The 23,464-nt window shown below is 63.3% G+C and carries 26 protein-coding genes; 20 read left to right on the plus strand and 6 right to left on the minus strand.

All coding sequences use genetic code 11. The features are described from left to right. Positions 1-95 precede the first annotated feature (95 nt). Positions 96-1,697, plus strand: a complete 1,602-nt coding sequence (locus tag AC07ZH_RS09765) for a flagellar assembly protein A (protein ID WP_495199564.1) — start codon at positions 96-98, stop codon at positions 1,695-1,697. 79 nt (positions 1,698-1,776) lie between these two features. Here AC07ZH_RS09765 and AC07ZH_RS09770 read toward each other — a convergent pair whose 3' ends face one another. The 3 genes from AC07ZH_RS09770 to AC07ZH_RS09780 form a co-directional block, all read right to left on the minus strand. Then, positions 1,777-2,550, minus strand: coding sequence for a GntR family transcriptional regulator (locus AC07ZH_RS09770; RefSeq protein ID WP_495199565.1), 774 nt, complete (start codon positions 2,548-2,550; stop codon positions 1,777-1,779). Positions 2,551-2,567: 17 nt separating this feature from the next. After that, complete coding sequence (locus AC07ZH_RS09775) at positions 2,568-4,259, minus strand: sigma-54-dependent Fis family transcriptional regulator (protein WP_119108278.1); 1,692 nt, start codon at positions 4,257-4,259, stop codon at positions 2,568-2,570. 86 nt (positions 4,260-4,345) lie between these two features. After that, the gene (locus tag AC07ZH_RS09780) at positions 4,346-4,552 is read right to left on the minus strand and encodes a hypothetical protein (protein WP_495199566.1); all 207 of its coding nucleotides are present in this window, start codon (positions 4,550-4,552) and stop codon (positions 4,346-4,348) included. Between AC07ZH_RS09780 and AC07ZH_RS09785 the strand changes: the two genes are divergently transcribed. The 16 genes from AC07ZH_RS09785 to thmT are packed head-to-tail and all read left to right on the plus strand — an operon-like array spanning position 4,551 to position 17,128. After that, the gene (locus AC07ZH_RS09785) at positions 4,551-4,784 is read left to right on the plus strand and encodes a phenol hydroxylase subunit (RefSeq protein ID WP_495199567.1); all 234 of its coding nucleotides are present in this window, start codon (positions 4,551-4,553) and stop codon (positions 4,782-4,784) included. The two genes, AC07ZH_RS09780 and AC07ZH_RS09785, sit on opposite strands and share 2 nt — an antisense overlap. A 13-nt stretch (positions 4,785-4,797) precedes the next feature. Continuing rightward, positions 4,798-5,790, plus strand: coding sequence for a ferritin family protein (locus AC07ZH_RS09790; RefSeq protein WP_495199568.1), 993 nt, complete (start codon positions 4,798-4,800; stop codon positions 5,788-5,790). Between the two features lie 36 nt (positions 5,791-5,826). After that, positions 5,827-6,096 (plus strand): MmoB/DmpM family protein, encoded by a 270-nt coding sequence (locus AC07ZH_RS09795; RefSeq protein WP_119108593.1) that lies wholly within the window; start codon positions 5,827-5,829, stop codon positions 6,094-6,096. Positions 6,097-6,136: 40 nt separating this feature from the next. Then, a complete protein-coding gene (locus AC07ZH_RS09800; protein ID WP_119108275.1) occupies positions 6,137-7,723 on the plus strand; it encodes an aromatic/alkene/methane monooxygenase hydroxylase/oxygenase subunit alpha in 1,587 nt (528 codons plus the stop codon). After that, entirely contained in the window at positions 7,720-8,076 is a 357-nt protein-coding gene (locus AC07ZH_RS09805; protein WP_495199569.1) for a phenol hydroxylase subunit P4, read from the plus strand. Before AC07ZH_RS09800 ends, AC07ZH_RS09805 begins: the two co-directional genes overlap by 4 nt. Positions 8,077-8,131: 55 nt before the next feature. Beyond that, complete coding sequence (locus tag AC07ZH_RS09810) at positions 8,132-9,196, plus strand: NADH:ubiquinone reductase (Na(+)-transporting) subunit F (RefSeq protein ID WP_495199570.1); 1,065 nt, start codon at positions 8,132-8,134, stop codon at positions 9,194-9,196. 13 nt (positions 9,197-9,209) lie between these two features. Further along, positions 9,210-9,566, plus strand: coding sequence for a 2Fe-2S iron-sulfur cluster-binding protein (locus tag AC07ZH_RS09815; RefSeq protein WP_119108272.1), 357 nt, complete (start codon positions 9,210-9,212; stop codon positions 9,564-9,566). 31 nt (positions 9,567-9,597) lie between these two features. After that, complete coding sequence (locus tag AC07ZH_RS09820) at positions 9,598-10,542, plus strand: catechol 2,3-dioxygenase (RefSeq protein ID WP_119108271.1); 945 nt, start codon at positions 9,598-9,600, stop codon at positions 10,540-10,542. Then, the gene (locus AC07ZH_RS09825; protein WP_495199571.1) at positions 10,529-11,011 is read left to right on the plus strand and encodes a GlcG/HbpS family heme-binding protein; all 483 of its coding nucleotides are present in this window, start codon (positions 10,529-10,531) and stop codon (positions 11,009-11,011) included. The genes AC07ZH_RS09820 and AC07ZH_RS09825 overlap by 14 nt, the downstream gene beginning before the upstream one ends. Before the next feature lie 5 nt (positions 11,012-11,016). Continuing rightward, a complete protein-coding gene (locus AC07ZH_RS09830; RefSeq protein ID WP_495199572.1) occupies positions 11,017-12,471 on the plus strand; it encodes a 2-hydroxymuconic semialdehyde dehydrogenase in 1,455 nt (484 codons plus the stop codon). Between the two features lie 10 nt (positions 12,472-12,481). After that, complete coding sequence (locus AC07ZH_RS09835; RefSeq protein ID WP_495199573.1) at positions 12,482-13,333, plus strand: alpha/beta fold hydrolase; 852 nt, start codon at positions 12,482-12,484, stop codon at positions 13,331-13,333. A 27-nt stretch (positions 13,334-13,360) separates the two neighbouring features. Beyond that, positions 13,361-14,143 (plus strand): 2-oxopent-4-enoate hydratase, encoded by a 783-nt coding sequence (gene dmpE / locus AC07ZH_RS09840; RefSeq protein WP_495199574.1) that lies wholly within the window; start codon positions 13,361-13,363, stop codon positions 14,141-14,143. 14 nt (positions 14,144-14,157) lie between these two features. Beyond that, entirely contained in the window at positions 14,158-15,069 is a 912-nt protein-coding gene (locus AC07ZH_RS09845; RefSeq protein ID WP_495199575.1) for an acetaldehyde dehydrogenase (acetylating), read from the plus strand. A 10-nt stretch (positions 15,070-15,079) separates the two neighbouring features. Continuing rightward, complete coding sequence (gene dmpG, locus AC07ZH_RS09850; RefSeq protein WP_495199576.1) at positions 15,080-16,117, plus strand: 4-hydroxy-2-oxovalerate aldolase; 1,038 nt, start codon at positions 15,080-15,082, stop codon at positions 16,115-16,117. A gap of 10 nt (positions 16,118-16,127) precedes the next feature. Continuing rightward, a complete protein-coding gene (gene dmpH, locus AC07ZH_RS09855; RefSeq protein ID WP_495199577.1) occupies positions 16,128-16,916 on the plus strand; it encodes a 2-oxo-3-hexenedioate decarboxylase in 789 nt (262 codons plus the stop codon). A gap of 20 nt (positions 16,917-16,936) precedes the next feature. Beyond that, positions 16,937-17,128 carry a 2-hydroxymuconate tautomerase gene (gene thmT / locus AC07ZH_RS09860; RefSeq protein WP_119108263.1) on the plus strand — a complete coding sequence of 64 codons (192 nt, stop codon included), beginning with the start codon at positions 16,937-16,939 and terminating at the stop codon, positions 17,126-17,128. A gap of 207 nt (positions 17,129-17,335) precedes the next feature. On the opposite strand, the gene AC07ZH_RS09865 is transcribed toward thmT, so the two are convergent. The 3 genes from AC07ZH_RS09865 to AC07ZH_RS09875 form a co-directional block, all read right to left on the minus strand. Next, positions 17,336-18,094 (minus strand): 3-hydroxyacyl-CoA dehydrogenase, encoded by a 759-nt coding sequence (locus AC07ZH_RS09865; RefSeq protein WP_119108262.1) that lies wholly within the window; start codon positions 18,092-18,094, stop codon positions 17,336-17,338. Positions 18,095-18,207: 113 nt separating this feature from the next. After that, positions 18,208-19,224 carry an extracellular solute-binding protein gene (locus AC07ZH_RS09870; RefSeq protein WP_495199637.1) on the minus strand — a complete coding sequence of 339 codons (1,017 nt, stop codon included), beginning with the start codon at positions 19,222-19,224 and terminating at the stop codon, positions 18,208-18,210. 232 nt (positions 19,225-19,456) lie between these two features. Continuing rightward, entirely contained in the window at positions 19,457-20,005 is a 549-nt protein-coding gene (locus AC07ZH_RS09875) for a phasin family protein (RefSeq protein ID WP_119108260.1), read from the minus strand. A gap of 270 nt (positions 20,006-20,275) precedes the next feature. Here AC07ZH_RS09875 and AC07ZH_RS09880 point away from each other — a divergent pair, with 270 nt between their 5' ends. The 3 genes from AC07ZH_RS09880 to AC07ZH_RS09890 all read left to right on the plus strand — a co-directional run bounded on the left by AC07ZH_RS09880 (position 20,276) and on the right by AC07ZH_RS09890 (position 23,435). Continuing rightward, positions 20,276-20,731 carry an acyl-CoA thioesterase gene (locus AC07ZH_RS09880; RefSeq protein WP_495199578.1) on the plus strand — a complete coding sequence of 152 codons (456 nt, stop codon included), beginning with the start codon at positions 20,276-20,278 and terminating at the stop codon, positions 20,729-20,731. A 117-nt stretch (positions 20,732-20,848) separates the two neighbouring features. Beyond that, positions 20,849-22,255, plus strand: a complete 1,407-nt coding sequence (locus AC07ZH_RS09885) for a sodium:proton antiporter (protein WP_495199579.1) — start codon at positions 20,849-20,851, stop codon at positions 22,253-22,255. Between the two features lie 163 nt (positions 22,256-22,418). Beyond that, on the plus strand, positions 22,419-23,435 hold the full coding sequence (locus tag AC07ZH_RS09890) for a 2-hydroxyacid dehydrogenase (protein ID WP_495199580.1): 1,017 nt from the start codon (positions 22,419-22,421) through the stop codon (positions 23,433-23,435). Positions 23,436-23,464 lie beyond the last annotated feature (29 nt).

Consider the following 23,464-nt stretch of genomic DNA (forward strand, 5'->3'; position numbering starts at 1 on the left):
ACGAGACCTTTCGCAGCGATAAATCCCGGATCGCAGTTCCTACGGCAACGATGCGATCACAGGCAAGGCACCTGCCTGGATGGAGGCGATCGACTATGGATTTTGTTGGCATGGCGCTTAGCGAGTCCGGCGGCAGCATCCTGCTTCACGTCCAGCCTCTGGAAGACCGGGGCGACATTGACGCAGCGGCGCTGCGCGATTGGCTGGTGCGCGACGGTTATGGGGACTGTTTGTTTCACCACGAGGCGCTGGAGCGTGCCGCCAAGGATGCGAGGGCTGCGTCTGCGCCCTTCTCGCTACCCGTTGCAGAGCGCTGTGATGCCACGGTGGTGGTCCATATCGCCACGGATGCCATGTCTGCCAGCCTCGACATCAAGCCAGCGCGCGGCGGTGCACCGGCAACAGTTGAGGACGTGCGCCATGGCCTCATGCTTGCGGGCGTGGTGGCCGGAATCGATGAGGTGGCAATCGCCCAGGCGGTCGTGGCCCAAGCCTGTGAAGCCGTTGTGGTGGCGCGTGGTGCGCTGGTGCAGAATGGCCACGATGCAGCGTTCGAGGAACTGATTCCCGCCGCTCCCGACCGCGCCCCGAAGCTCGATGACAGCGGCTTCATCGACTACCGTGAGCATGGGGACATCGTCATGGTGCACACCGGTGCCTTGTTGATGCGCCGCCAGCCGGCAACGCCGGGCGTTCCGGGGTTTACCGTGCGCGGCGACACCCTGTCGGCCAAGCCTGGGCTGGACGAGCCCTTTGCGGCCCAACTGACGGGTGCCAAGGTGTCCGACGAAGACCCCAATCTGCTCCAGGCCAGCCAGACCGGTCATCCGGTTCGGGTGCACGGCGGTGTGATGGTCGAACCGATCCTGCGACTTGCAGAGGTCAACATGGACACCGGCAACATCCATTACGACGGAACGGTGCAGGTCGATGGTGAAATTGGTCAAGGCATGCGGGTGCAAGCGAGCGGCGACATCCTTGTCGGGGGCATGGTCGATGGCGGCATTTTGCAAGCCGGGGGCGACATCAAGGTCACGGGCGGCGTCATTGCCCACGCCATGCTGCGCGCTGCAGGCACTATCAGCGCGCGCTTTGCCGAGGCCGCGCAGCTGTATGCCGGCACTTCCATCGCCATCGGCGACATGGCGCTGGAATGTGAGTTGCAATCGCTCAACCAGATCGTGATCGGCGCCAGCGCACCCCAGCGCGGGCGGCTGATCGGCGGTTGTGCCACGGCCATGATGCTGATCCAGGCGCCGTTGGTGGGTTCGCCCAGCGGGGGTATCACCAAGCTGGTGCTTGGTGCCAACCCCGAACTGGATGCACGCTGCCACGACTTGCAACAGCAGATGGAAAAGGAAACTGCTGCGCAGGAGAGCTTGCACAAGTTGATCGCCCATCTGACTGCCGTGGGCGATCCCAAGGGCTTGCTCAGCCGTGCACAGGCGTCGTTAAAAAATGCGCAGAGCGCACATGCCAAATCCCTGCTGGCGTTCAAGGACCTGGAACAGCAAATGGCACTGTCGCGCCATGCGGTGGTAGCCGTTGGGGTGGCCGTGGCAGGTGCCGTGGATATGGCCTTTGGACGCGTGCAGGCGCACCTGCGCAGCGAATACCGGGCTGGCAGTTTTCGGCTCGATGGTGAGGGCACCGTTGTATTTGCCGACAGCAGTGGCTACGCAGTGCCTGCGGTGTAGCTACGGCGTGCATTCAGACAGACAAATTGCGTCGTGGGGATAGGGGGGCAACAGCCTCTTGCCACGCCAAGGCGCGGTATCAGGCGGCCGTTTGATTGGCCGCAAGGTCGCGGCATGCGCCTGTCGGCAGCACCAGTTCGCCGCTGCGCAGCGCCTGTGCCAGCAGATCTGGTGTGGCGCGGATATGCGCCTCCAGCGCCAGCGCCGCACGCGCTTCGTGGCCCGCCATGGCCAAGTCAAAGATCTGTGTGTGTTCGGCGTGCACGTCGCGCGCCGAGTTGGCCAGCCCCATGGCGTAGCGCCGGTAGCGCTCACTGTGGCGGGAGAGAAGTCGCAGCACCTTTTGCGTCCAGGGTGAGTGGTGGCCGGCCAGCAGGGCATCGTGGAACTGCACGTTCAGCGCTTCCCATTGGCGCCGATAGACCGGTTTTATAGGTTGCTCCAGTGCTGAAATAGCCTCGTAGCTTTTTGCGAGACCGTCGCGCCAGGCGCTGCCGCCGTGGCGAATCGACAGGCGCAAGGTCTCGATTTCCAGTTGCACGCGCAGGCGTGTCAGGTCTTCCAGCTCGGTAATGGCAATCGGGGCCACGCGAAAGCCCCTCTGGCCTTCGGTGGTCACCAACGCATCGCTGACCAGACGGGTGATCGCCTCGCGCAGCGTGCCTGCGCTCACACCGTAGTGCACGCGCAGGTGCTCGATGGGCAGTTTGCTCGCGGGCTCCAGCCGGCCTTCGATGATGTCGTTGCGCAGTTCGGCGTAGGTCTGCTCGATCAGGGTGCGCGAGGTGGCCGTGCCATCATCGGACAACCCCGCGTCTGTTCCGAGAACTTGTAAAAAGGGGCGTTTGGCCATGGTAGGGGTCTAGACGTTCAGACTTGCGCGCGCTCTTGCAGGCGCGCCAGGCGGTAGCTCAACTGTGGGCGCGTCAGCCCCAGTGCACGTGCGGCGGCCGAGAGGTTGCCGCCAGCACGTGCAACGGCTTCGCGAATCAGGGTGTCTTCCAGTGCCTCCAGGGTCAGGCCACTATCTTGTAGCGCGTCGTACATTTGCACTGTCTGTGCCGTGGGCGCGGCAGCGCGCTCCAGCGTGCCGGCGTCGTTGATGGTGGCGCCCGCTTGCAGGGTGACATGTGGAAACAGCACCTCGGCCTCCACGTTGTCGTCTGAGGGCGTGAGGATGACGCCGCGCTCGATCAGGTTCTCCAGCTCGCGCACGTTGCCTGGCCAGCTGTGGGCGCGCATGGCCAGCAGAGCACGGTCGGAAAACCCCAGCATGCGTTTGCCGTGGCGAACCGCGTACTTTTGCAGCAGGTGCATGGCCAGTGCTTCGATGTCGTCGGCGCGCTCGCGAAGTGGCGGGATGCGGATCGGGTACACGTTCAGGCGGTACAACAGATCGCGCCGGAAGTGGCCGGCCTCCACCGCCTTTTCCAGATCGAGGTTGGTGGCGGCAACGAGGCGCACATCCACCTTGCGCGCCTCGGTGCCGCCCAGGCGCTCGATTTCCCCGGTTTGCAGCACGCGCAGCAGCTTGGCCTGCGCCGACAGCGGCAGCTCGCCAAGTTCGTCCAGCATCAGGGTGCCGCCGTGCGCACGCTCGAACCGCCCGATGCGCGCGGCGCCCGCGCCGGTGTAGGCGCCTTTTTCGGCGCCAAACAACTCGCTCTCGACCAGCTCGGCCGGTAGTGCAGCGCAGTTCACGGCCACAAACGGTTTGTCGGCGCGGGAGCCCATGCTGTGCAGGGCGCGGGCAAACCGCTCCTTGCCGACACCGGTTTCTCCGGTAAGCAGCACGGTGACCTGGGTTTGTGCCGCTTTGCGCAGCAGGTCCACGGTTTGCTCGAATGCGCGCGAGCGCCCCACCAGCGGGCCCTGCTCGTCCGCTGGCTGCATCTGCGTGCGCAGGGACTGCACCTGCGACTGCAATTCGTCGAGTTTGACCAGCACCGAATCGGCGTCGTAGTCACGTGCCAGGGCGGCGGCGTCTGGCCACTCTTCGGCAAAACGCCCTTCAATCAGGCAGTGGCTGCAGCCGCAGGCAGTGCACTGGACTTCCTTGTACAGCACCGAGCGGCGAAAGAACGCGCTGGTGTAGCCCGAGGCGTAGCCCAGCAGCATCCAGCAAACAGGGGATTGCTGAGGGCCGAAATCGCGTGTGTGTGATTCCGCCTCCCAGCTGTGGTCCCAGCGGAACCGCCCCAGGAAATGGCCGGCTGCTTCGTCCAGTTCGAATGTTTGAGGCGTGACCTGCACTGCGCCTTCAAGCATGTGCAGTTGTGGCCCGACGGCAAAGGTGTCGAACAGCGCCGCGTCGGGGCGCACTTGGCGCGCCAGCAGCGCATCGCGCTCACCTGAGGCATAGCCGGCACGCATTAGCACGCGCCGCGTTTGCAGCGGCCCGAGGGTGGCCATCAACTCCCTGCGCATGGCTCCGAATGCGGCGGCGTGGACCAGCAGCATGCGCTGGCCCGACAGCCAGATACGCCCGTCGCCGGCCGAGAAATGCACCAGGCGCCGCAGATCGGTGTCTGAGGGGAGTGGGGGGATCTCAGAAGAGGACATGCCTTAATTATCGATAAATAAATTTGATCTGTGGGCTTTATTTAGCCTGCCTCGCCCAGGAATTCATCATTTGATCTATCGAAATTCTACGTTTTCATCAATTCATGATGCTGCAATGCCGCAATTTTTGGCGATTTCCAAAAAGAAAAGACCAAAAACAAGGCCCGGCAGCTGGAATGCTTCCATTTGCTAAGTGTTAACCCTTGAATTTTCCCCAATGAGACATTTTTATCGATATCTGGCACAGCCCGTGCAATAACGAATGGGCAAAGCCAATCCAGGGAGTCCGCCATGAATACCGAATCGCTCGCCACCAACAGTCCGCAGTGTGACGTGACCAAGCGCTTCATCCGTGTATTGAGAAGACGCGACAACGGCCTTGTTGAGTTCGAGTTTTCGATCGGCTGGCCGGAGCTGGTGGTGGAGCTGATGCTGCCACACCAGGACTTCGATGCGTTCTGCCAAACGCACCAGGTGCGCAGGCTCGACGCTGCCGCTCCAGGCACGAATTTCCCTACCGTTTGAGGAGACAAACCAGATGAATATCGACTTGCAGGCGAGGGCTATCGAGCCGCAGCGCCACACCTTTGCCCGCGTGGCCGCCTACATTGGCGACAAGACCGCTTCGCGCTACCAGGAGGCGACGCTGGGGGTGCAGCCCACGGCGAATTTCCATTACCGACCCACCTGGGAGCCTGAGTTTGAGCTGTTCGACACCGGTCGCACAGCGGTCAAGCTGGCCGACTGGTACGTGCTGCGCGATCCACGCCAGTACTACTACGCCAACTGGACCATCGCCCGGGCGCGCCAGCAGGACGCGATGGAGTCGAACTACCAGTTCGTCGAGTTGCGCGGCCTGGCGGCAAAAATGCCCGACGCCTTGCGTGCCAAGGCCTGTGAGGTGCTGCTGCCCCTGCGCCATGTGGCCTGGGGCGGCAACATGAACAACACCCAGGTGTGCGCGCGTGGTTATGGCACCGCCTTCACGGCGCCGGCCATGCTGCACGCCATGGACCAGCTCGGCGTGGCGCAGTACCTGACGCGTCTAGGACTGGCGCTCGAAGAACCAGGCGCCCTGGATGCGGGCAAGAAGGACTGGCTGGAGCACCCCCGCTGGCAGGCGCTGCGCCGACTGGTGGAAGACACCCTGGTGGTGCAGGACCCGTTTGAATTGTTCGTGGCGCAGAACCTGGCGCTCGATGGCTTGCTGTACCCGCTGATCTACAAGCACTTCGTGGACGACTACCTGGCGCCGCACGGCGGCACGGCGGTGTCCATGCTCACGGCCTTCATCCCCGAATGGCACGAAGAGTCGGCACGTTGGGTGGATGCGGTGGTCAAGGTGGCGGCTGCCGAGTCCGAGGCCAATCGCTCGCTGATCAGTGGCTGGTACCAGGCCTATGCCGCTCAGGCCCAGGCGGCGCTTGCTCCAGTGGCCGAGCTTGCTCTGGGAGCGCAGGGCCTGGACGCGCTGCAAACCGTTCGTGAGTCGCTCGACGCCCGCGCCCGCAAGGCCGGCCTCGATGTCTAAGCCCTTCAGCCAGGAACACCCATGACAACAGCCGTGATTTCCAAGGTCTTCATTGCCTTTCAGGACAACGAAGAGTCCCGCCCCGTGGTGGAGGCGATCCTCGCCGACAACCCACAGGCCACAGCAGTGCATTCGCCTGGCCTCGTGAAGCTCGACGCCCCCGGCCGCATGGTCATTCGCCGCGCCACGATTGAAGACATCGTGGGCCGCCCGTTCGATCTGCAGCAGATTCAGGTCAACCTGGTCACCCTGTCCGGGAACGTCGATGAAGACGACGACGAGCTCTCGCTCAGCTGGCTCGGCTAAGCCCCCCACCAGTACCCCATAAGCACACAAGGAGACACCGATGGACGCCCCTGTCAGCAAAAAGAAACTCGGCCTGAAAGACCGCTACACCGCCATGACGCGCGGCCTGGGTTGGGACACGACCTACCAGCCGATGGACAAGGTGTTCCCGTACGACAAGTACGAGGGCATCAAGATTCACGATTGGGACAAGTGGGAAGACCCGTTTCGCCTGACCATGGATGCCTACTGGAAGTACCAGGGCGAAAAAGAGAAAAAGCTCTACGCCGTCATCGAGGCCTTTGCACAGAACAATGGCCAGCTGGGCGTCTCGGATGCGCGCTACATCAACGCGCTCAAGCTCTTCATTCAGGGCGTGGTGCCGCTCGAGTACTACGCGCACCGGGGTTTCGCGCACGCTGGCCGGCATTTCACCGGTCCGGGTGCACGGGTGGCGGCGCAGATGCAGTCGATCGACGAGCTGCGCCACTTCCAGACCGAAACCCACGCGCTGTCGCACTACAACAAGTACTTCAACGGCATGCACAACAGCAGCCATTGGTTTGACCGGGTCTGGTTCCTGTCGGTGCCCAAGTCGTTCTTTGAGGATGCGCTGACCGCCGGGCCATTCGAGTTCCTCACGGCAGTGAGCTTCTCGTTCGAGTACGTGCTGACCAACCTGCTCTTCGTGCCCTTCATGTCGGGCGCCGCGCACAACGGCGACCTGTCCACCGTCACCTTCGGCTTCTCGGCGCAGAGCGATGAGTCGCGCCACATGACGCTGGGCATCGAGTGCATCAAGTTCATGCTGGAGCAAGACCCGGCCAACGTGCCCATCGTGCAGGGCTGGATCGACAAATGGTTCTGGCGCGGCTACCGCGTGCTGACGCTCGTGGCCATGATGCAGGACTACATGCTGCCCAAGCGGGTGATGAGCTGGAAGGAAGCCTGGGAGATGTATGCGGAAGAAAACGGCGGCGCGCTGTTCCGCGACCTGGCGCGTTACGGCATCCGTGAGCCACTCGGCTGGAAGATGGCCTGCGAGGGCAAGGACCACATCAGCCACCAGGCCTGGAACATCTTCTACAACTACACCGCCGCCGCCACCTTCCACACCTGGGTGCCCAAGGAAGAAGAAATGCAGTGGCTCAGCGAGAAGTACCCGGATACGTTCGACAAGTACTACCGCCCCCGCCTGGAGCACTACCGCGAGCAACAGCAAGCGGGCAAGCGCTTCTACAACAGCACGCTGCCTATGCTGTGCACGACCTGCCAGATTCCTATGGGCTTCACCGAGCCGGGCGACCCCACCAAGATCTGCTACCGCGAGTCGGAGCACGCGGGTGAGAAGTACCACTTCTGCAGCGATGGCTGCAAGGACATCTTCGACCACGAGCCCGAGAAATACATCCAGGCCTGGTTGCCGGTGCACCAGATCTACCAGGGCCACTGCTTCAAGCCGGATGTCGATCCCACCGCCGAAGGTTTTGATCCGCTGCTGGCCGTGCTCGACTGGTACCAGATGGAAGTCGGCCGCGACAACTTCGATTTTGAAGGCTCGGAAGACCAGAAGAACTTTGCCGCCTGGCGCGGCGACCCCGTGCCGGCCAATCCTGCCGATGCCACGGCACAAGGAGCCAAGCCATGAGTGTCAAAGCCCTCAAGCCCTACGACTTTCCTGCCAAGGATGTGCGCGCCAATTTCCCGGCGCCGCTGCTGTACATCGGCTGGGAAGACCACTTGATGTATTGCTCGCCCGTGGCCCTGCCGCTGCCCGCCGAAACGCCGTTTGGCGCCCTGGTGCAGGCGGTGCTGCCTGGCGTGTACGGCGCGCACCCCGATTTCGGACGCATCGATTGGGACAAGGTGGAATGGTTCAAGTCGGGCCAGGCTTGGAAGCCCGACCCCGCCAAATCTCTGGAAGCCAATGGGCTCAAGCACAAGGATGCGATCCGCTTTCGCACGCCCGGCCTGACCGGTATCCAGGGATCGTTTAGCTAACCATTGAGGAGAGGGCTCTGGCGGTCCTGTCACCAGTCCGCCAGCCCTACATGCCATGAGCCACCAACTGACGCTTGAACCGCTGGGCGCCACCATTGACGTGGAAGACGGCCAGACCGTGCTCGACGCCGCTTTGCGCGCCGGGCTGTACATCCCGCACGCCTGTGGCCATGGCCTGTGCGGTACTTGCAAGATTCAGGTCACCGAAGGCGAGGTCGACCTAGGCCCGGCCAACCCCTTTGCGCTGATGGAGATGGAGCGTGACGATGGCATGGCGCTGGCGTGCTGCGCCACGCTGCTGTCCGATGTGACGGTCGAAGCCGACATGGAAGACGAGCCTGATGCGCAAACCATCCCCGTGCGCGACTTTGCCGCCACCGTGGTGCGCATTGATCCGCTGACGCCGACCATCAAGGCGCTGCACCTGCGCCTGAGCACGCCCATACGCTACCAGGCAGGTCAGTATGTGCAGGTCCAGATTCCTGGCGTCGAAGGTGGCCGCGCCTTTTCGATTGCCAATGCTCCGGGGCCCGATGGGCAGAGCAGTGAAATTGAATTGAATGTGCGCCTGGTGCCTGGCGGTGCCGGCACCACCTGGCTGCACCAAAGCTTGAAGGAAGGCGACCGTGTGCAGTTGGCCGGGCCGTATGGGCGCTTCTTTGTGCGCCGCTCGGCCGCCATGCCCATGGTCTTCATGGCCGGGGGGTCGGGGCTGTCGAGCCCGCGCGCCATGATTCTTGAATTGCTGGCAAGCGGCGCCACCGAGCCCATCACCCTGGTCTATGGACAGCGCTCAGCCGAAGAGCTGTACTACGACGCGGAGTTTCGCGCGCTCGCCGAGCAGCACCCGCATTTCACCTATGTCCCGGCACTCTCCGAGGTGGGTGAAGGCCACGATTGGAGTGGTGCACGTGGCTTTGTCCACCAGGCGGCACAGGCACATTTCAAAGACGGCTTTGCGGGCCACAAGGCCTACCTCTGCGGCCCGCCGCCCATGATTGAAGCCTGCATCGGTGCGTTGATGCAGGGCCGCTTGTTCGAGCGCGACATCTATACCGAGAAGTTCCTCTCGGCTGCTGACGCACAGGGCGCACGCAGCCCGCTGTTCAAGCGCGTCTGAGGGAGTCGTAGCCATGCTTTTTGATACCCGGCCAAAAGTCAGCGTGAGCGTCGCACAGACCGGCGAGTGCTACGTCTGCGCCACGACAGAGAGCCTGCTGGCCGGCATGTTGCGCCTGGGCCGCAAAGGCATTCCGGTGGGTTGCGTCAACGGCGGCTGCGGCGTGTGCAAGGTGCGGATTCTCGAGGGCACGGTGCAGCCGATCGGGCCAGTCAGCCGCGCCCATGTGAGCCTGGCCGAAGAGGCTGACGGATACACCCTGGCCTGCCGGGTGGCGCCCACCGAAGCGGTGCGGCTCGAAGTGGCAGGCAGGCTGTGCAAGCCTTTTTCTTCTGGGCCGCAGCGCAGCGGTGCGCCCCCAACCGAATGACCGATTGATTCACCAACCGAAGGAGACAGACATGGGTGTATTGCGAATGGGCCACGCGAGTTTGCGCGTGATGGATATCGAGGCTGCCGTCAGGCATTACGAGGACGTGTTGGGCCTCAAGACCGTCATGAAGGACAAGGCCGGCAACGTGTACCTCAAGTGCTGGGACGAGTGGGACAAGTACTCGCTCATCCTCAGCCCCAGCGACCGCGCGGGCCTGAACCATGTGGCCTACAAGGTGCAGGACGACGCCGATCTGGAGGCCCTTCAGACACGCATTGAAGCCTGGGGCATCAAGACCACCATGCTGGCGGAAGGCGCGCTGCCGTCCACCGGTCGCATGCTGCAGTTCAACCTGCCGAGCGGCCACGAAATGCGCCTGTATGCGATGAAGGAATATGCAGGCACCGATGTGGGCACCACGAACCCCGATCCGTGGCCGGACGGCATCCGGGGTGCCGGCGCGCACTGGCTGGACCACTGCCTGCTGATGTGCGAGATGAATCCTGAGGCCGGCATCAATACCGTACAGGACAACACGCGTTTCATGAAGGAGTGCCTGGACTTCTTCCTGACCGAGCAAATCCTGGTCGGCCCCAACGGCGACATGCAGGCCGCCACCTGGCTGGCGCGCACCAGCACGCCGCACGATATTGCCTTCGTCGGCGGCCCGGTCAGCGGCCTGCACCACATTGCCTTCTTCCTCGATTCGTGGCACGACGTGCTCAAGGCCGCCGACATCATGGCCAAGAAGAAGGTCAAGATCGATGTGGCGCCCACCCGCCATGGCATCACGCGTGGCGAGACGATTTACTTCTTCGACCCGAGTGGCAACCGCAACGAAACCTTTGCCGGCCTGGGCTACCTGGCGCAGCCTGACCGCCCCGTGACCACCTGGACCGAAGACCGCCTGGGCAGTGGAATTTTCTACCACACGGGCGAGCTTGTGACCTCGTTCACCGATGTCTACACCTGAGCCCACCCCCACTTCGGTAGGCCTGCACAGCACCGTGCAGCGCTGCATCACCTGGCAGGCTGCGCACGCAGCCGCGGGTGCAGCCGCGGCGCAAGCGGCGGCGATGGGCGTTGCGGTGAACGTGGCGCTGGTCGATGCGGCAGGGGTGCTGGCGGCCTTTGTGCGCATGACGGGCGCGCCGCTGCACTCGGTGGACATCGCCATCGACAAGGCCTACACCGCGGCGAGCTTTGGCTTGGCAACCTCGCAGTGGCGCGCGGTGCTGGCGGGGCATTCGCCCGCCGTCCGCGAAGGCCTGGTGCTGCGCCCGCGCTTTATTGCCTTTGGCGGTGGCCTGCCTGCAATCGAAGGCGGCGAACGCATTGGCGCCATCGGTGTTTCGGGTGGCAGCGAAGCGCAGGACGAGGCGATTGCCCGTGCGGGCCTGTGCGCCTTGGGGCTTGGAGCCCCTGAACCTTCTATTGAATAGAACCCATGAAAAATATCCAAAACTTCATCAACGGCGAATACCTCGGCAGCGAGCGCCAGTTCGACAAGCACTCGCCGACCACCGGCGCCGTGATTGCCAAGGTGCATGAGGCCGATCGCTCGCAGGTCAACGCTGCGGTGGCTGCCGCCCGCGCTGCCCTTGAGGGTCCCTGGGGCAAGATGAGCGTGGCTGAGCGAGTCGAGCGCCTGCACGCTTTGGCCGACGGCATCAACCAACGTTTCGATGAATTTCTGGATGCCGAGTGCGCCGATACCGGCAAACCCCGCAGCCTGGCCAGCCACATCGACATCCCGCGCGGCGCGGCGAACTTCAAGGTGTTTGCCGACGTCGTCAAGAACGTCGCCACCGAATTTTTCGAAACCGCAACGCCCGACGGGCGCGGCGCCATCAACTACGGTTACCGTACGCCAGTCGGCGTGGTCGGCGTGATCTGCCCCTGGAACCTGCCGCTGCTGCTGATGACCTGGAAGGTGGGCCCGGCGCTGGCCTGCGGCAACACCGTGGTCGTCAAGCCCTCGGAAGAAACGCCGCAGACCGCCGCCTTGCTGGGTGAAGTGATGAACGCGGCCGGTATTCCGCCCGGTGTGTACAACGTCGTGCACGGCTTTGGCCCTGATTCGGCGGGTGAATTCCTCACCACGCACCCCGGCGTGGACGCTATCACCTTCACGGGCGAGACGCGCACAGGCGAGGCCATCATGAAGGCTGCCGCCCACGGTGCGCGCCCCGTGAGCCTGGAGATGGGCGGCAAGAACGCGGCCATCGTGTTTGCCGATTGCGACTTTGACGCCGCCATCGAGGGCACGCTGCGCTCGGTGTTCGTCAACTGTGGCCAGGTCTGCCTGGGCACTGAGCGGGTCTATGTTGAGCGCCCGATCTTCGAGAAGTTCGTCACTGCGCTCAAGCAAGGCGCCGAGGGCATGAAGATCGGTGTACCTGAAGACGCCGCGGTCGGCATGGGCCCCTTGATCAGCAAGGAGCACCAGGCCAAAGTGCTGTCGTATTACAAGCTTGCAGTGGAAGAGGGCGCCACGGTGGTCACCGGCGGCGGCGTGCCCGACATGGGGCCGGCGCATGCGGGGGGCTCGTGGATTCAGCCGACGATCTGGACCGGCCTGCCCGAGACGGCGCGCGTCATCAAGGAAGAGATCTTTGGCCCCTGCTGCCACATCGCCCCCTTCGATACCGAAGACGAGGTGCTCGCCAAGGCCAACGACAACGTGTACGGCCTGGCCACCGCCATCTGGACGCGCGACCTGGCGCGGGCGCACCGTGTCGCGCAGCGCATGAAGGTGGGGCTCTCATGGGTCAACAGCTGGTTCCTGCGCGACCTGCGCACGCCCTTTGGTGGCTCCAAGCAATCGGGTATCGGGCGCGAGGGCGGCGTGCATTCGCTGGAGTTCTACACCGAGCTCAAGAATGTCTGCATCAAGCTCTGAGGCTATTTGCATGAGCCTCCCGCACAACCCAGAAGTCGCACGCAGCGTGCGCACCGGCGCCTTCAACACCAATGTGCATGACCTCGGATCCTCTGCTCCGGGCCAGCCACCCGTGCTGTTCGTGCATGGTTCCGGCCCTGGTGTCAGCGCCTGGGCCAACTGGCGTCTGGCGCTCCCCGTCATCGGTCAGCAGCGGCGGGTGATTGCCCCCGACATGGTGGGTTTTGGCTACACCGACCGGCCCGTTGGCATCGCCTACACCATGGACACCTGGGTGCAGCAGGCGCTGGACTTGATGGACGCGCTGGAGGTGCCGCAAGTGGACCTGGTCGGCAACAGCTTTGGCGGCGCACTCTCGTTGGCGCTGACGATTCGCGCGCCGCAGCGCGTGCGCAGGCTGGTACTTATGGGGTCGGTCGGTGTGCCGTTTGCCATCACACCCGGGCTTGACGCCGTGTGGGGCTACCAGCCCTCACTGGCCCACATGAAAGGTCTGCTCGACATCTTTGCCTACAGCAGGGCCTTGGTCACCGACGAACTGGCGCAGCTGCGGTACGAGGCCAGCATCCGCCCTGGCTTCCAGGAATCGTTTGCAGCGATGTTTCCGGCGCCGCGCCAGCGGTGGGTGGACTCCATGGTCAGCTCTGAGGCCGACATCCGCGCGCTGCCGCACGAGACGCTGATCGTGCACGGCCGAGAAGACGAGGTCATCCCGCTGCAGAACTCGCTCACGCTCAGCCAGTGGATTCCCAACAGTCAGCTGCATGTGTTCGGTCACTGCGGCCACTGGACCCAGATTGAACATGCCGCGCGTTTCGCCCGACTGGTCGCCGACTTTCTGGGCGAGGCCGATACCGTCTGATTCCTTCATTCTTACTACAAGAAACCCATGGATATTTCCACAATTCAAACCTACGGCGACGAGCTCTACCAGGCGCTGCAAAGTCGCCAGGCGGTTGTGCCACTTTCCGACCGTGAACCCGACATCACCATTGAAGACGCTTACGCCATCCAGCAACGCATGATGGCGCGCCGCTTGCAAGCAGGTGAGCGCGTAGTGGGCAAGAAAATTGGCGTCACCAGCGCCGCCGTGATGAACATGCTGGGTGTCTACCAGCCTGACTTCGGCTGGCTCACCGACGCCATGGTCTACAACGAAGGTGAGGCCATTGCCGCCAGCACGCTGATCCAGCCCAAGGCCGAGGGCGAAATTGCCTTTGTGCTCAAGAAGACGCTCAAGGGCCCCGGCGTCACTGCGGCCGACGTGCTTGCTGCCACCGAGGGCGTGATGGCGTGCTTCGAGATTGTCGATTCACGCATTCAGGACTGGAAGATCAAGATTCAGGACACCGTGGCCGACAACGCCTCTTGCGGCGTCTTCGTGCTCGGCGACCGCCTGGTGGACCCGCGCGATGTAGACCTGGTCACCTGCGGCATGGTGCTGGAGAAGAACGGCGAAATCGTCGCCACCGGCGCGGGTGCTGCTGCCCTGGGCCACCCGGCCAATGCCGTTGCCTGGCTGGCCAACACGCTGGGCGCGCACGGCATCGCGCTGGAAGCGGGCGAAGTCGTGCTGTCGGGGTCGCTGGCCATCATGGTCCCCGTGGTAGCAGGCGACACCTTGCGCGTCACCATCGGTGGCATTGGCGGTTGCTCGGTACGGTTTATCTGATACAGGAAATCCCCATGAAGAAAATCAAATGCGCCCTCATCGGGCCTGGCAACATTGGCACCGATCTGTTGGCCAAGCTCCAGCGCAGCGCGGTCCTGGAGCCCGTGTGGATGGTCGGCATCGACCCAGAGTCCGATGGGCTCAAGCGTGCCAAGGCCATGGGCATCAAGACCACCGCCGAAGGGGTCGATGGCCTCATCCCGCACATGAAGGCGGACGGCGTGCAGATCGTCTTTGACGCCACCAGCGCCTACGCGCATGCAGAGAACAGCCGCAAGGTCAACGCCCAGGGCGCGCTGATGATCGACCTGACACCCGCTGCCATCGGTCCCTACTGCGTGCCGCCCGTGAACCTGAAGGAGCATGTCGGCATGGGCGAGATGAACGTCAACATGGTCACCTGCGGTGGACAGGCCACGATTCCCATGGTGGCAGCGGTATCGCGGGTGCAGCCGGTGGCGTACGCCGAAATCGTCGCCACGGTCTCGTCGCGCTCGGCGGGCCCCGGTACGCGCAAGAACATTGACGAATTCACCCGCACCACGGCTGGTGCGGTCGAGAAGGTGGCCGGCGCCAAGAAAGGCAAGGCCATCATCATCATCAACCCGGCCGAGCCGCCAATGATCATGCGCGACACCGTGCACTGCCTGCTTGACGCCGAGCCCAACCAGGCCGCCATCACGCGGTCCATTCACGACATGATCCGCGAGGTGCAGAAATATGTGCCTGGCTACCGGCTGGTCAACGGCCCGGTATTTGACGGCAAGCGCGTCTCGGTCTTCCTGGAGGTGGAAGGCCTGGGCGACTACCTGCCCAAGTACGCAGGCAATCTGGACATCATGACGGCGGCGGCTGCACGGACCGCCGAAATGTTTGCACAAGAAATTCTGGCCGGCTCGCTCACGCTTGAAGCCGTAGCCGCGTAAGGAGCACACCATGACCCCACTCAAAGGCAAAAAAGTTCGTCTGCACGACATGACGCTGCGCGACGGCATGCACCCCAAGCGCCACCTGATGACCTTGGAGCAAATGACGTCTATCGCCACCGCACTGGACCAGGCCGGCATGCCGCTGATCGAGGTGACGCACGGCGACGGTCTGGGCGGCAGCTCGGTCAACTACGGTTTCCCGGCACACACTGACGAGGAGTATCTGGGCGCCGTGATTCCGCTCATGCGGCAAGCAAAGGTCTCGGCCTTGCTGATCCCTGGCATCGGCACCGTGGACCACTTGCGCATGGCGCACGACCTGGGCGTCGCCACCATTCGCGTGGCCACGCACTGCACCGAGGCGGATGTGAGCGAACAGCACATTGGTCTGGCGCGTAAGCTCGGCATGGACACCGTGGGCTTCCTGATGATGAGCCACATGAACAGTGCCGAAGGCCTGGTCGCGCAGGCCAGGCTGATGGAAGGCTACGGCGCCAACTGCATCTACATCACGGACTCGGCTGGCCACATGCTGCCGCACGACGTGAAAGAAAAACTCGGTGCGGTACGCCAGGCCCTCAAGCCCGAGACCGAGCTGGGTTTCCACGGCCACCACAACCTGGCCATGGGCGTGGCCAACAGCCTGGCTGCCATCGAGGTGGGCGCCAGCCGCATCGACGCTGCGGCTGCCGGCCTGGGGGCAGGGGCGGGCAACACCCCCATGGAAGTACTCGTTGCGGTGTGTGACCTGATGGGCATCGAGACCGGCGTGGACGTGTTCAAGATTCAGGACGTGGCCGAAGACCTGGTCGTGCCGATCATGGATTTCCCGATCCGCATCGACCGCGATGCGCTCACGCTGGGTTATGCCGGCGTGTACGGCTCCTTCCTGCTGTTTGCCAAGCGCGCCAGCCAGAAGTACGGCGTACCGGCGCGCGAAATCCTGGTCGAGATGGGCCGCCGCGGCATGGTCGGCGGCCAGGAAGACATGATCGAAGACACCGCCCTCACGCTGGCCAAGGCCCGCAATCTCCAAGTGGCCTGAAGGAAACACGATGGCATTGCATACCACCACCCTCGACCAGCTTGCAGAGCAACTGGAAAACTGCCAACTGCAGGCGCACGACACCCTCAAGATCACCGAGGCACACCCGGACATGGACTGGGACGATGCCTATGCCATTCAGGACCGTATCCTCGCGCGCAAGCTCGCGCGCGGCGCCCGCGTGGTGGGCTTCAAGGCGGGGCTTACCTCGCACGCCAAAATGAAGCAGATGGGCGTGACCGACCCGGTGTTCGGCTTTCTGGTGGACGAATTCGTCGTGCCCGAAGGCGGAGAGATCAAGGTCAGCGACCTGATTCACCCGAAGGTCGAGCCTGAAATCTGCTTTGTCACGCGCACCGAACTCAAGGGCCCGGGCTGCCACATCGGCGCTGTGCTCGCCGCCAGCGACGTGGTGCTGCCCGGCATCGAAGTGATCGACAGCCGCTACCGCGACTTCAAGTTCGACCTCAAGAGCGTGGTGGCCGACAACACCTCGGCTGCGCGCTTCGTTGTCGGCGGCCGAGTGGCTTCGGCGCGCGATCTGGATCTGCGCACCCTGGGCATCGTGCTGGAAAAGAACGGCCAGCCGGTGGCGCTGGGCGCTGGCGCTGCCGTGCTGGGCCACCCGGCAGCTGCAGTTGCCATGCTGGTCAATCACTTGGGACGGCGTGGCAAGGTATTGCCCGCGGGCAGCCTGGTGCTTTCGGGGGGCATCACCGAGGCCGTGGCGGTGCAGGCAGGTGACAACGTCACGCTGCGCATTCAGCACCTGGGCAGCGTGTCGGTGCGGTTTGTTTGAAAACCACTCAAGGACTTGCCATGCCATTTGCACAGATTTACATGATCGAAGGCCGCACCGAAGCGCAGAAGAAAGCGGTGATTGAAAAGGTCACCCAGGCCTTGCACGAGGCCGTGGGCGCCCCCAAGGAGAACGTGCGCGTCTGGATTCACGACGTGCCCAAGGAAAACTGGGGCATCGCGGGGGTCAGCGCCAAGGAGCTGGGGCGCTGAGCACCGGCTGGTTTGCCTGAATGCTATATTATATGTAGCTATAAAAGCTTATGGAATAAGCGCTAGAGCCTAAAAATGCTCTAATTTCTGCGCACTCCTGGCCCTCGCAGCCCACGCGAGGCCGTGGGCGCGCAGCGGGTTTTCCGCTGCGGCGCGGGGCCAGCGGCGTGCCATACCGCACGGACACGCCGCCAGCCGAGGCTTGCCTCAGCGCGGCGCCAGGCGAATGGCGCCGTCGAGGCGGATCACCTCACCGTTGAGCATGTCGTTCTCGATGATGTGCTGCACCAGCTTGGCGTAATCCTCGGGCGTACCCAGGCGGCTCGGGAAGGGCACGCCGGCAGCCAGCGCATCTTGCACTTCCTGGGGCATGCCAAACAGCATGGGGGTGCCGAAAATGCCGGGGGCAATGGTCATGTTGCGAATGCCGCTGCGGGCCAGGTCGCGGGCGATGGGGAGCGTCATCCCGACCACGCCGCCCTTCGAGGCGGAATACGCCGCCTGGCCGATCTGGCCGTCGTAGGCGGCGACGCTGGCGGTCGAGATCAGCACACCACGCTCGCCCGTGTCTTCGGCTTCGTTCTTGGCCATGGCCTCGGCGGCCAGTCGGATCATGTTGAAGCTGCCAATCAGGTTGACGGTAATGGTTTTGCTGAACACGGCCAGCGAATGCGCGCCGTTCTTGCCCACGGTCTTTTCTGCGGGCGCAATGCCGGCACAGTTGACCAGGCCCATCAGTTTGCCCAGCGACACCGCTTTGGCGACGACGGCCTGGCCATCTTGCTCGCTGCTCACATCGCAGCGCACGAAGGCGCCGCCGATGTCCTTGGCGACGGCTTCGCCCTTATCTGCTTGCATGTCTGCGATGACGACGGTGGCGCCCTGTGCGGCCAGCCGCCGCGCCGTGCCTTCGCCCAGGCCCGAAGCGCCGCCGGTGACGATGAATACTTTGCCTTTGATCTGCATGCCCAGTCTCCTCTAAGTGACGTTGACGTAAACGTCAATTATGCGGGATGCCGTTGGTGCACAAACACGAAAGCCGTCCGAGTGGGGCGGCTCGTTGGGGAGCGTGGCGCGGCTTATTTGAAGCCAGCGCGGTCAAGCATTTGCTGGATGGCGCCCATGTGCGCACCCACGGCACTGATCGGGATGCTTTCGCTCTTGAACGGTTTTCCGCCTGTCATGGCCTTGAGTGCAGGGTTGTCTGGATGAACGCCTTTGGCGGTGGGCCACTCATTGTTGCCATTGGCAAAGTAGTTCTGGGCCTCGGGTCTGGCGAGGTATTCGAGGAACCTGATCGCGTTGTCTGGGTGCTTGGCGTAGCGGGCTACGGCGCCGCCTGCAATGTTCACGTGCGTGCCCCAGCTTTGCTGGTTCGGGAAGACAGCGCCGACTTTGTTGGCAACCGCGACGTCCTCGGGCTTGGACGAACGCATCAACCGGGCGAGGTAGTAGCTGTTGGTGACCGCAATTTGGCACTCACCCGAGGCCACAGCCTTGATCTGGTCGGTGTCCCCGCCCTTGGGGTCGCGCGCCATGTTGGCCACCATGCCGTTCAGCCAAGCCTGGGTTTTTTCTGGCCCCATATGTTCATTGACGGCGCCAAACAGGCTCAGGTTGTAGGGGTGTGAACCCGAACGTATGCACAGTTTGCCCTTGTTCTTGGGGTCGGCCAGCTTTTCATAGGTATCGACATCGTCCCGCTGCACGTGCGCCTTGTTGTAGACGATGATGCGTGCCCGGGTGGACAGGCCGAACCAGAAGATACCGCCATCGGCGGTCGGCTGGCTGCGCAGATTCTCGGGAATGGCCGCGTTCAGGGCTTGAGACTGAATGGGTTTGAACAAGCCGTCCTTCTCGCCGCGGTACAGGCGTGCTGCGTCCACCAGCAGGATGACATCAGCGGGCGAAGCTTCGCCCTCGGCCTTGAGCCTGGCGATGATGCCAGCGTCGTCGGCATCCACACGATTGAGCTTGATGCCGGTGGCCTTGGTGAACCCCGTGTACAGCGCTTCGTCGGTGGCGTAGTGGCGTGCGGAATAGAGGTTGACGACAGGCTCTTCGGCATGTGCGGGCGTGAGCAGGCTGGCGGCCATGAGCCAAGGGGTTGCCCAGCGGGCAAGGAGGGTGGGTGGCATGAATTCAGAGCGTGGGCATAAGACAAATCAAATGATAACGCAAACGCGAGTCATTCTCATCGCAATAACATTGTGAATGCCTGCCGGATGGATGACGGCGCCCACTCACGTCGGCTTTCGCCATGAAAAAAGCCCGGCGGGAGCCGGGCTTCGGGTTCACGCTGCGGTCTGCACCGCTTGCGGGACTTGCTTAGCGCTTGCGGGGAGTAGCCGATTTGGCTGCGTCTGCGGCGGTAGCGGCTACAGCGTTGAAGTTGGCTTCTGCAGCGTCGGTTGCCTGCTTGACGGCCTTTTGCACCGATTCGTAGGCGTTGTTGGCAGCAGAGACGGCGCTCTTCATCACGGCGACGGCGGTTTCCGAGCCGGCAGGGGCGTTCTTGGCAGCGCTGTCGACCAAATCAGCGAATTTCTTCTGTGCTTCAGCGGTCTGGACTTCCATGGCCTTGCCGAATTCGCTGCCGGTGCCGGAAGCGATGTCGTACAGGTGGCGGCTGTAGGAAGCAGCCTTGTCGGCCAGGGGCTGGAACAGGCTGGCTTGCAGAGCCATCAGTTCCTGAGCGTCCTTGACATTCAGTACGGCCTGGGTGTGAGCAGCGGCTTCGTTCAGTGCAGCGCGCGAGGCGGTCAGGTTCAGCTCGACCAGCTTTTCCACGCCTTCGAAGGCCTTGTTGGTCAAGCCGAAGAGGGTTTCAATGTTGGCTTTGTGGGCTGCGAGGATTTGTTCAGGGGTCAGGGACATGAGATTTCTCCAGGTGAGGTATAGGGGTCCGAAAACGGAACTCGAAATATCTGCGCTGGCCATTCTGAGCGGCATGTTGCAGTGCAGCATGGAGGCTATTCTAGGGTAAGCCTGAAGAAATGCAAGTGATTTTGCTGCAATGCAGCATATTAGAGAGGCTTGCCCAGTCGACGGGGCGCGCGCGCAGAACGTGTGCACATTTTCAGAGGTCTGGGTGCCGGGACACGCAACCTGGACACGCCGGTCAGGCGGGCTGGCAAAATGTCCGACATGAATTCACCTGCCACTTCCGCGCGTGCGCTGCCGCAGCAGCGCAGTGCCTACCCGGTTTTTCGCAGTATCAGCACACGCTGGATGGACAACGATGTCTATGGGCATGTGAACAATGTTGTTTACTACAGTTGGTTCGATACGGCGGTCAACGCGCACTTGATCGAAGCGGGCGTGCTCGACATCCATGCCGGCCAGACCATAGGGTTGGTGGTGGAAACCCAGTGCAACTACTTTGAGCCGCTGGCGTTTCCCCAGCAGGTGGACGCCGGCATTCGCGTAGCGCGCATTGGCGGCTCCAGCGTGCGCTACGAAGTGGGGCTGTTCGCTGGTGGCGGGTCCATGACGGCAGCCGCCGGGCACTTCGTGCACGTGTATGTGGACCGGGCCACACGGCGTCCGGCGGCGTTGCCGGCGCCACTGCGCACAGTGCTCGAACGCCTGCTGGCGCATTGACAGGCTGGCCTCAGGTCCGTGCACGGGCGCGGCCTACACTTGGCAAGGGCGACAGCAGGGCCGGATTTGTGCCTGCTGCGCACCCCGGATCGCAATAAAACCAACGGAGACACCCCCATGAAACGACTGCGCAGCCTCGTCCCTGTGGCCTTGCTGGTGCTTCCCGCGCTGGCCCGTTCGGCAGAAATCGATGGTGCTGCGCTGCCCTTGTGGTGGGGCGTTCCTTTTGCCGGTATCCTGCTGTCCATTGCGCTGATGCCGTTGTTGGCACCCATTTTCTGGCACCACCATTACGGCAAAGTCGCGGCCGCGTGGGGCTTGGCGTTCCTGCTGCCGTTTGCACTGGTGTTTGGCGGCGGGGCAGCGGGCGCCAGCCTGGCGCACGCATTGCTGGCGGAATACCTGCCCTTCGTTATTTTGCTCACCGCCTTGTTCACTGTGGCGGGGGGTATTTATATTCGCGGCAATCTGCACGGAGCCCCTATTCTCAATACCGCGATTCTGGCGATCGGCGCGGTGTTGGCGAGCTTCATGGGCACGACAGGTGCGTCGATGCTGCTCATTCGCCCGCTGATTCGGGCCAACGACAACCGTGCCCACAAGGCACACGTGGTCGTGTTCTTCATCTTCATCGTCTCGAACGCCGGTGGCTCGCTGACGCCGCTGGGTGATCCGCCGCTGTTCCTGGGATTCTTGAAGGGGGTGGATTTCTTCTGGACAGTGAGCCATATCCTCCCGGAGGCGCTGTTTCTGGTTGGCATGCTGCTGGTTCTGTTCTTTGCGCTCGACAGCTGGTTTTTCCACACGAGCGGCGAAACTGCAGCCCCCGACCCCACGCCCGACACACGTGGCATTGGCTTTGACGGCAAGGTCAACTTTGCCTTTCTGGGCGCTGTCGTGGGACTGGTGCTGCTGAGCGGTTTCTGGAAATCTTCGGTGGTCTTCACTATCGCAGGCACGGACGTTGGCCTGCCCGGCATCGTGCGCGACGTTGGGCTGCTGGCCGTGACCGGCCTCTCGCTCTGGCTCACGCCCGCGCGCGTGCACGATGCCAATCAGTTCGGCTGGGGGCCCATGCAGGAAGTAGCCAAGCTCTTTGCCGGTATTTTTCTGACCATCATTCCCGTGATCGCCATGCTCAAGGCGGGCGTGCACGGGCCATTTGGTGCCATCGTCAGTGCGGTGACCGGACCCGATGGAGCGCCGCTGCCAGGCATGTACTTCTGGGCGACGGGGGCGCTGAGTTCCTTTCTCGACAACGCACCCACCTACCTGGTGTTCTTCAACACCGCAGGCGGCGACCCGGCGACGCTGATGACCACGCTGGCTCCGACGCTCGCAGCCGTTTCAGCGGGTGCGGTGTTCATGGGCGCCAACAGCTACATCGGTAATGCACCGAACCTCATGGTGAAGGCCATTGCCGAAGACCGCGGTGTGAAGATGCCGAGCTTCTTTGGCTACATGCTGTGGTCGGGAGGCATCCTCGTGCCGCTGTTCATCGTGATGACCTTTATCTGGTTCTGAAGATGTGCCATTCCCCTGAGTCGCCTTCCCCCTTGCATTGTGGGTCCGATGCGGGAAGGGGGGCGCAGCCCGTGCGGTGGGGCGTCATTGCACGGTTGCCGCTGGGCGGGTTCATGCCAGTGGCATGTAATGCGGGTGGTGCACAGTGCACTGGAGTACTTGCATGATCCCAACCACTCTTGCGCACGCTGCGGTGCGCCCCCGCATACTCGTCGCCCGGGCAGTGTTCCCGGATGTGCTGGAGCGGCTGCGTGCCGTGTTCGATGTCGAGGCCAACCAGGAGGACCAGATCCTGGCGCCGGCCGAGTTGGCGCACCGTCTGGCGGATAAGCAGGGCGTGCTGACCACGGCCAGCGAACGCATCGACGCTGCTCTGTTGGCGGCTTGTCCGCAGCTGCGCATCGTCGCCAACATGGCGGTGGGCTTCAACAACTTTGACGTGGACGCCATGGGTGCGGCGGGCGTGCAAGGCACCAACACGCCCGATGTGCTCACCGAGACGACGGCGGATTTTGGCTTTGCCCTGCTCATGGCAACAGCGCGCCGCCTCACCGAAGCCGAGCACTACCTGCGCGCCGGCCAGTGGAAGCAGTGGCGCTACGACCAGTTCGCGGGTGCCGAGGTGCACGGCAGCCGCCTGGGCATCATCGGCATGGGGCGCATCGGACAGGGCATTGCCCGCCGCGCCGCGCACGGCTTCGGCATGGACGTGGTCTACCACAACCGCTCGCGCCTGGCGCCCGACCTGGAAGCTGCCTGCAAGGCGCGTTACGTGGGCAAAGAGGAACTGCTGCGCACGGCCGACCATGTGCTGCTGGTGCTGCCCTACACGCCAGCGTCGCACCACGCCATTGGCGCGGCGGAACTGGCGCTGATGAAGCCCACGGCCACGCTGGTCAACATCGCCCGCGGTGGCATCGTGGACGATGCCGCTCTGGCCGTTGCCCTGCGCGAGCAGCGCATCGCGGCGGCCGGGTTGGACGTGTTCGAGGGCGAACCGCGGGTGCACCCCGATCTGCTGGCACTGTCCAACGTTGTGCTCACCCCCCACATTGCCAGCGCTACCGTGCCTACGCGGCGCGCCATGGCCACACTGGCCGCTGACAACCTGATCGCCTTTTTCGATGGGCGCGGGCCGCTCACGCCGGTGAACACGCCTGCACCGCGAAAATATGATTGAAAATGGCTTCTAACGCTTATGCAGTAAGC

It is taken from the genome of Simplicispira sp. GW247-4R2A, assembly GCF_059424465.1.

Coding starts and splice junctions, on each gene's coding strand:
- AC07ZH_RS09765 (WP_495199564.1), top strand. CDS start 96: ATGGATTTTGTTGGCATGGCGCTTAGCGAGTCCGGCGGCAGCATCCTG.
- AC07ZH_RS09770 (WP_495199565.1), bottom strand. CDS start 2,550: ATGGCCAAACGCCCCTTTTTACAAGTTCTCGGAACAGACGCGGGGTTG.
- AC07ZH_RS09775 (WP_119108278.1), bottom strand. CDS start 4,259: ATGTCCTCTTCTGAGATCCCCCCACTCCCCTCAGACACCGATCTGCGG.
- AC07ZH_RS09785 (WP_495199567.1), top strand. CDS start 4,551: ATGAATACCGAATCGCTCGCCACCAACAGTCCGCAGTGTGACGTGACC.
- AC07ZH_RS09780 (WP_495199566.1), bottom strand. CDS start 4,552: ATGGCGGACTCCCTGGATTGGCTTTGCCCATTCGTTATTGCACGGGCT.
- AC07ZH_RS09790 (WP_495199568.1), top strand. CDS start 4,798: ATGAATATCGACTTGCAGGCGAGGGCTATCGAGCCGCAGCGCCACACC.
- AC07ZH_RS09800 (WP_119108275.1), top strand. CDS start 6,137: ATGGACGCCCCTGTCAGCAAAAAGAAACTCGGCCTGAAAGACCGCTAC.
- AC07ZH_RS09805 (WP_495199569.1), top strand. CDS start 7,720: ATGAGTGTCAAAGCCCTCAAGCCCTACGACTTTCCTGCCAAGGATGTG.
- AC07ZH_RS09810 (WP_495199570.1), top strand. CDS start 8,132: ATGAGCCACCAACTGACGCTTGAACCGCTGGGCGCCACCATTGACGTG.
- AC07ZH_RS09815 (WP_119108272.1), top strand. CDS start 9,210: ATGCTTTTTGATACCCGGCCAAAAGTCAGCGTGAGCGTCGCACAGACC.
- AC07ZH_RS09820 (WP_119108271.1), top strand. CDS start 9,598: ATGGGTGTATTGCGAATGGGCCACGCGAGTTTGCGCGTGATGGATATC.
- AC07ZH_RS09825 (WP_495199571.1), top strand. CDS start 10,529: ATGTCTACACCTGAGCCCACCCCCACTTCGGTAGGCCTGCACAGCACC.
- AC07ZH_RS09830 (WP_495199572.1), top strand. CDS start 11,017: ATGAAAAATATCCAAAACTTCATCAACGGCGAATACCTCGGCAGCGAG.
- AC07ZH_RS09835 (WP_495199573.1), top strand. CDS start 12,482: ATGAGCCTCCCGCACAACCCAGAAGTCGCACGCAGCGTGCGCACCGGC.
- dmpE (WP_495199574.1), top strand. CDS start 13,361: ATGGATATTTCCACAATTCAAACCTACGGCGACGAGCTCTACCAGGCG.
- AC07ZH_RS09845 (WP_495199575.1), top strand. CDS start 14,158: ATGAAGAAAATCAAATGCGCCCTCATCGGGCCTGGCAACATTGGCACC.
- dmpG (WP_495199576.1), top strand. CDS start 15,080: ATGACCCCACTCAAAGGCAAAAAAGTTCGTCTGCACGACATGACGCTG.
- dmpH (WP_495199577.1), top strand. CDS start 16,128: ATGGCATTGCATACCACCACCCTCGACCAGCTTGCAGAGCAACTGGAA.
- thmT (WP_119108263.1), top strand. CDS start 16,937: ATGCCATTTGCACAGATTTACATGATCGAAGGCCGCACCGAAGCGCAG.
- AC07ZH_RS09865 (WP_119108262.1), bottom strand. CDS start 18,094: ATGCAGATCAAAGGCAAAGTATTCATCGTCACCGGCGGCGCTTCGGGC.
- AC07ZH_RS09870 (WP_495199637.1), bottom strand. CDS start 19,224: ATGGCCGCCAGCCTGCTCACGCCCGCACATGCCGAAGAGCCTGTCGTC.
- AC07ZH_RS09875 (WP_119108260.1), bottom strand. CDS start 20,005: ATGTCCCTGACCCCTGAACAAATCCTCGCAGCCCACAAAGCCAACATT.
- AC07ZH_RS09880 (WP_495199578.1), top strand. CDS start 20,276: ATGAATTCACCTGCCACTTCCGCGCGTGCGCTGCCGCAGCAGCGCAGT.
- AC07ZH_RS09885 (WP_495199579.1), top strand. CDS start 20,849: ATGAAACGACTGCGCAGCCTCGTCCCTGTGGCCTTGCTGGTGCTTCCC.
- AC07ZH_RS09890 (WP_495199580.1), top strand. CDS start 22,419: ATGATCCCAACCACTCTTGCGCACGCTGCGGTGCGCCCCCGCATACTC.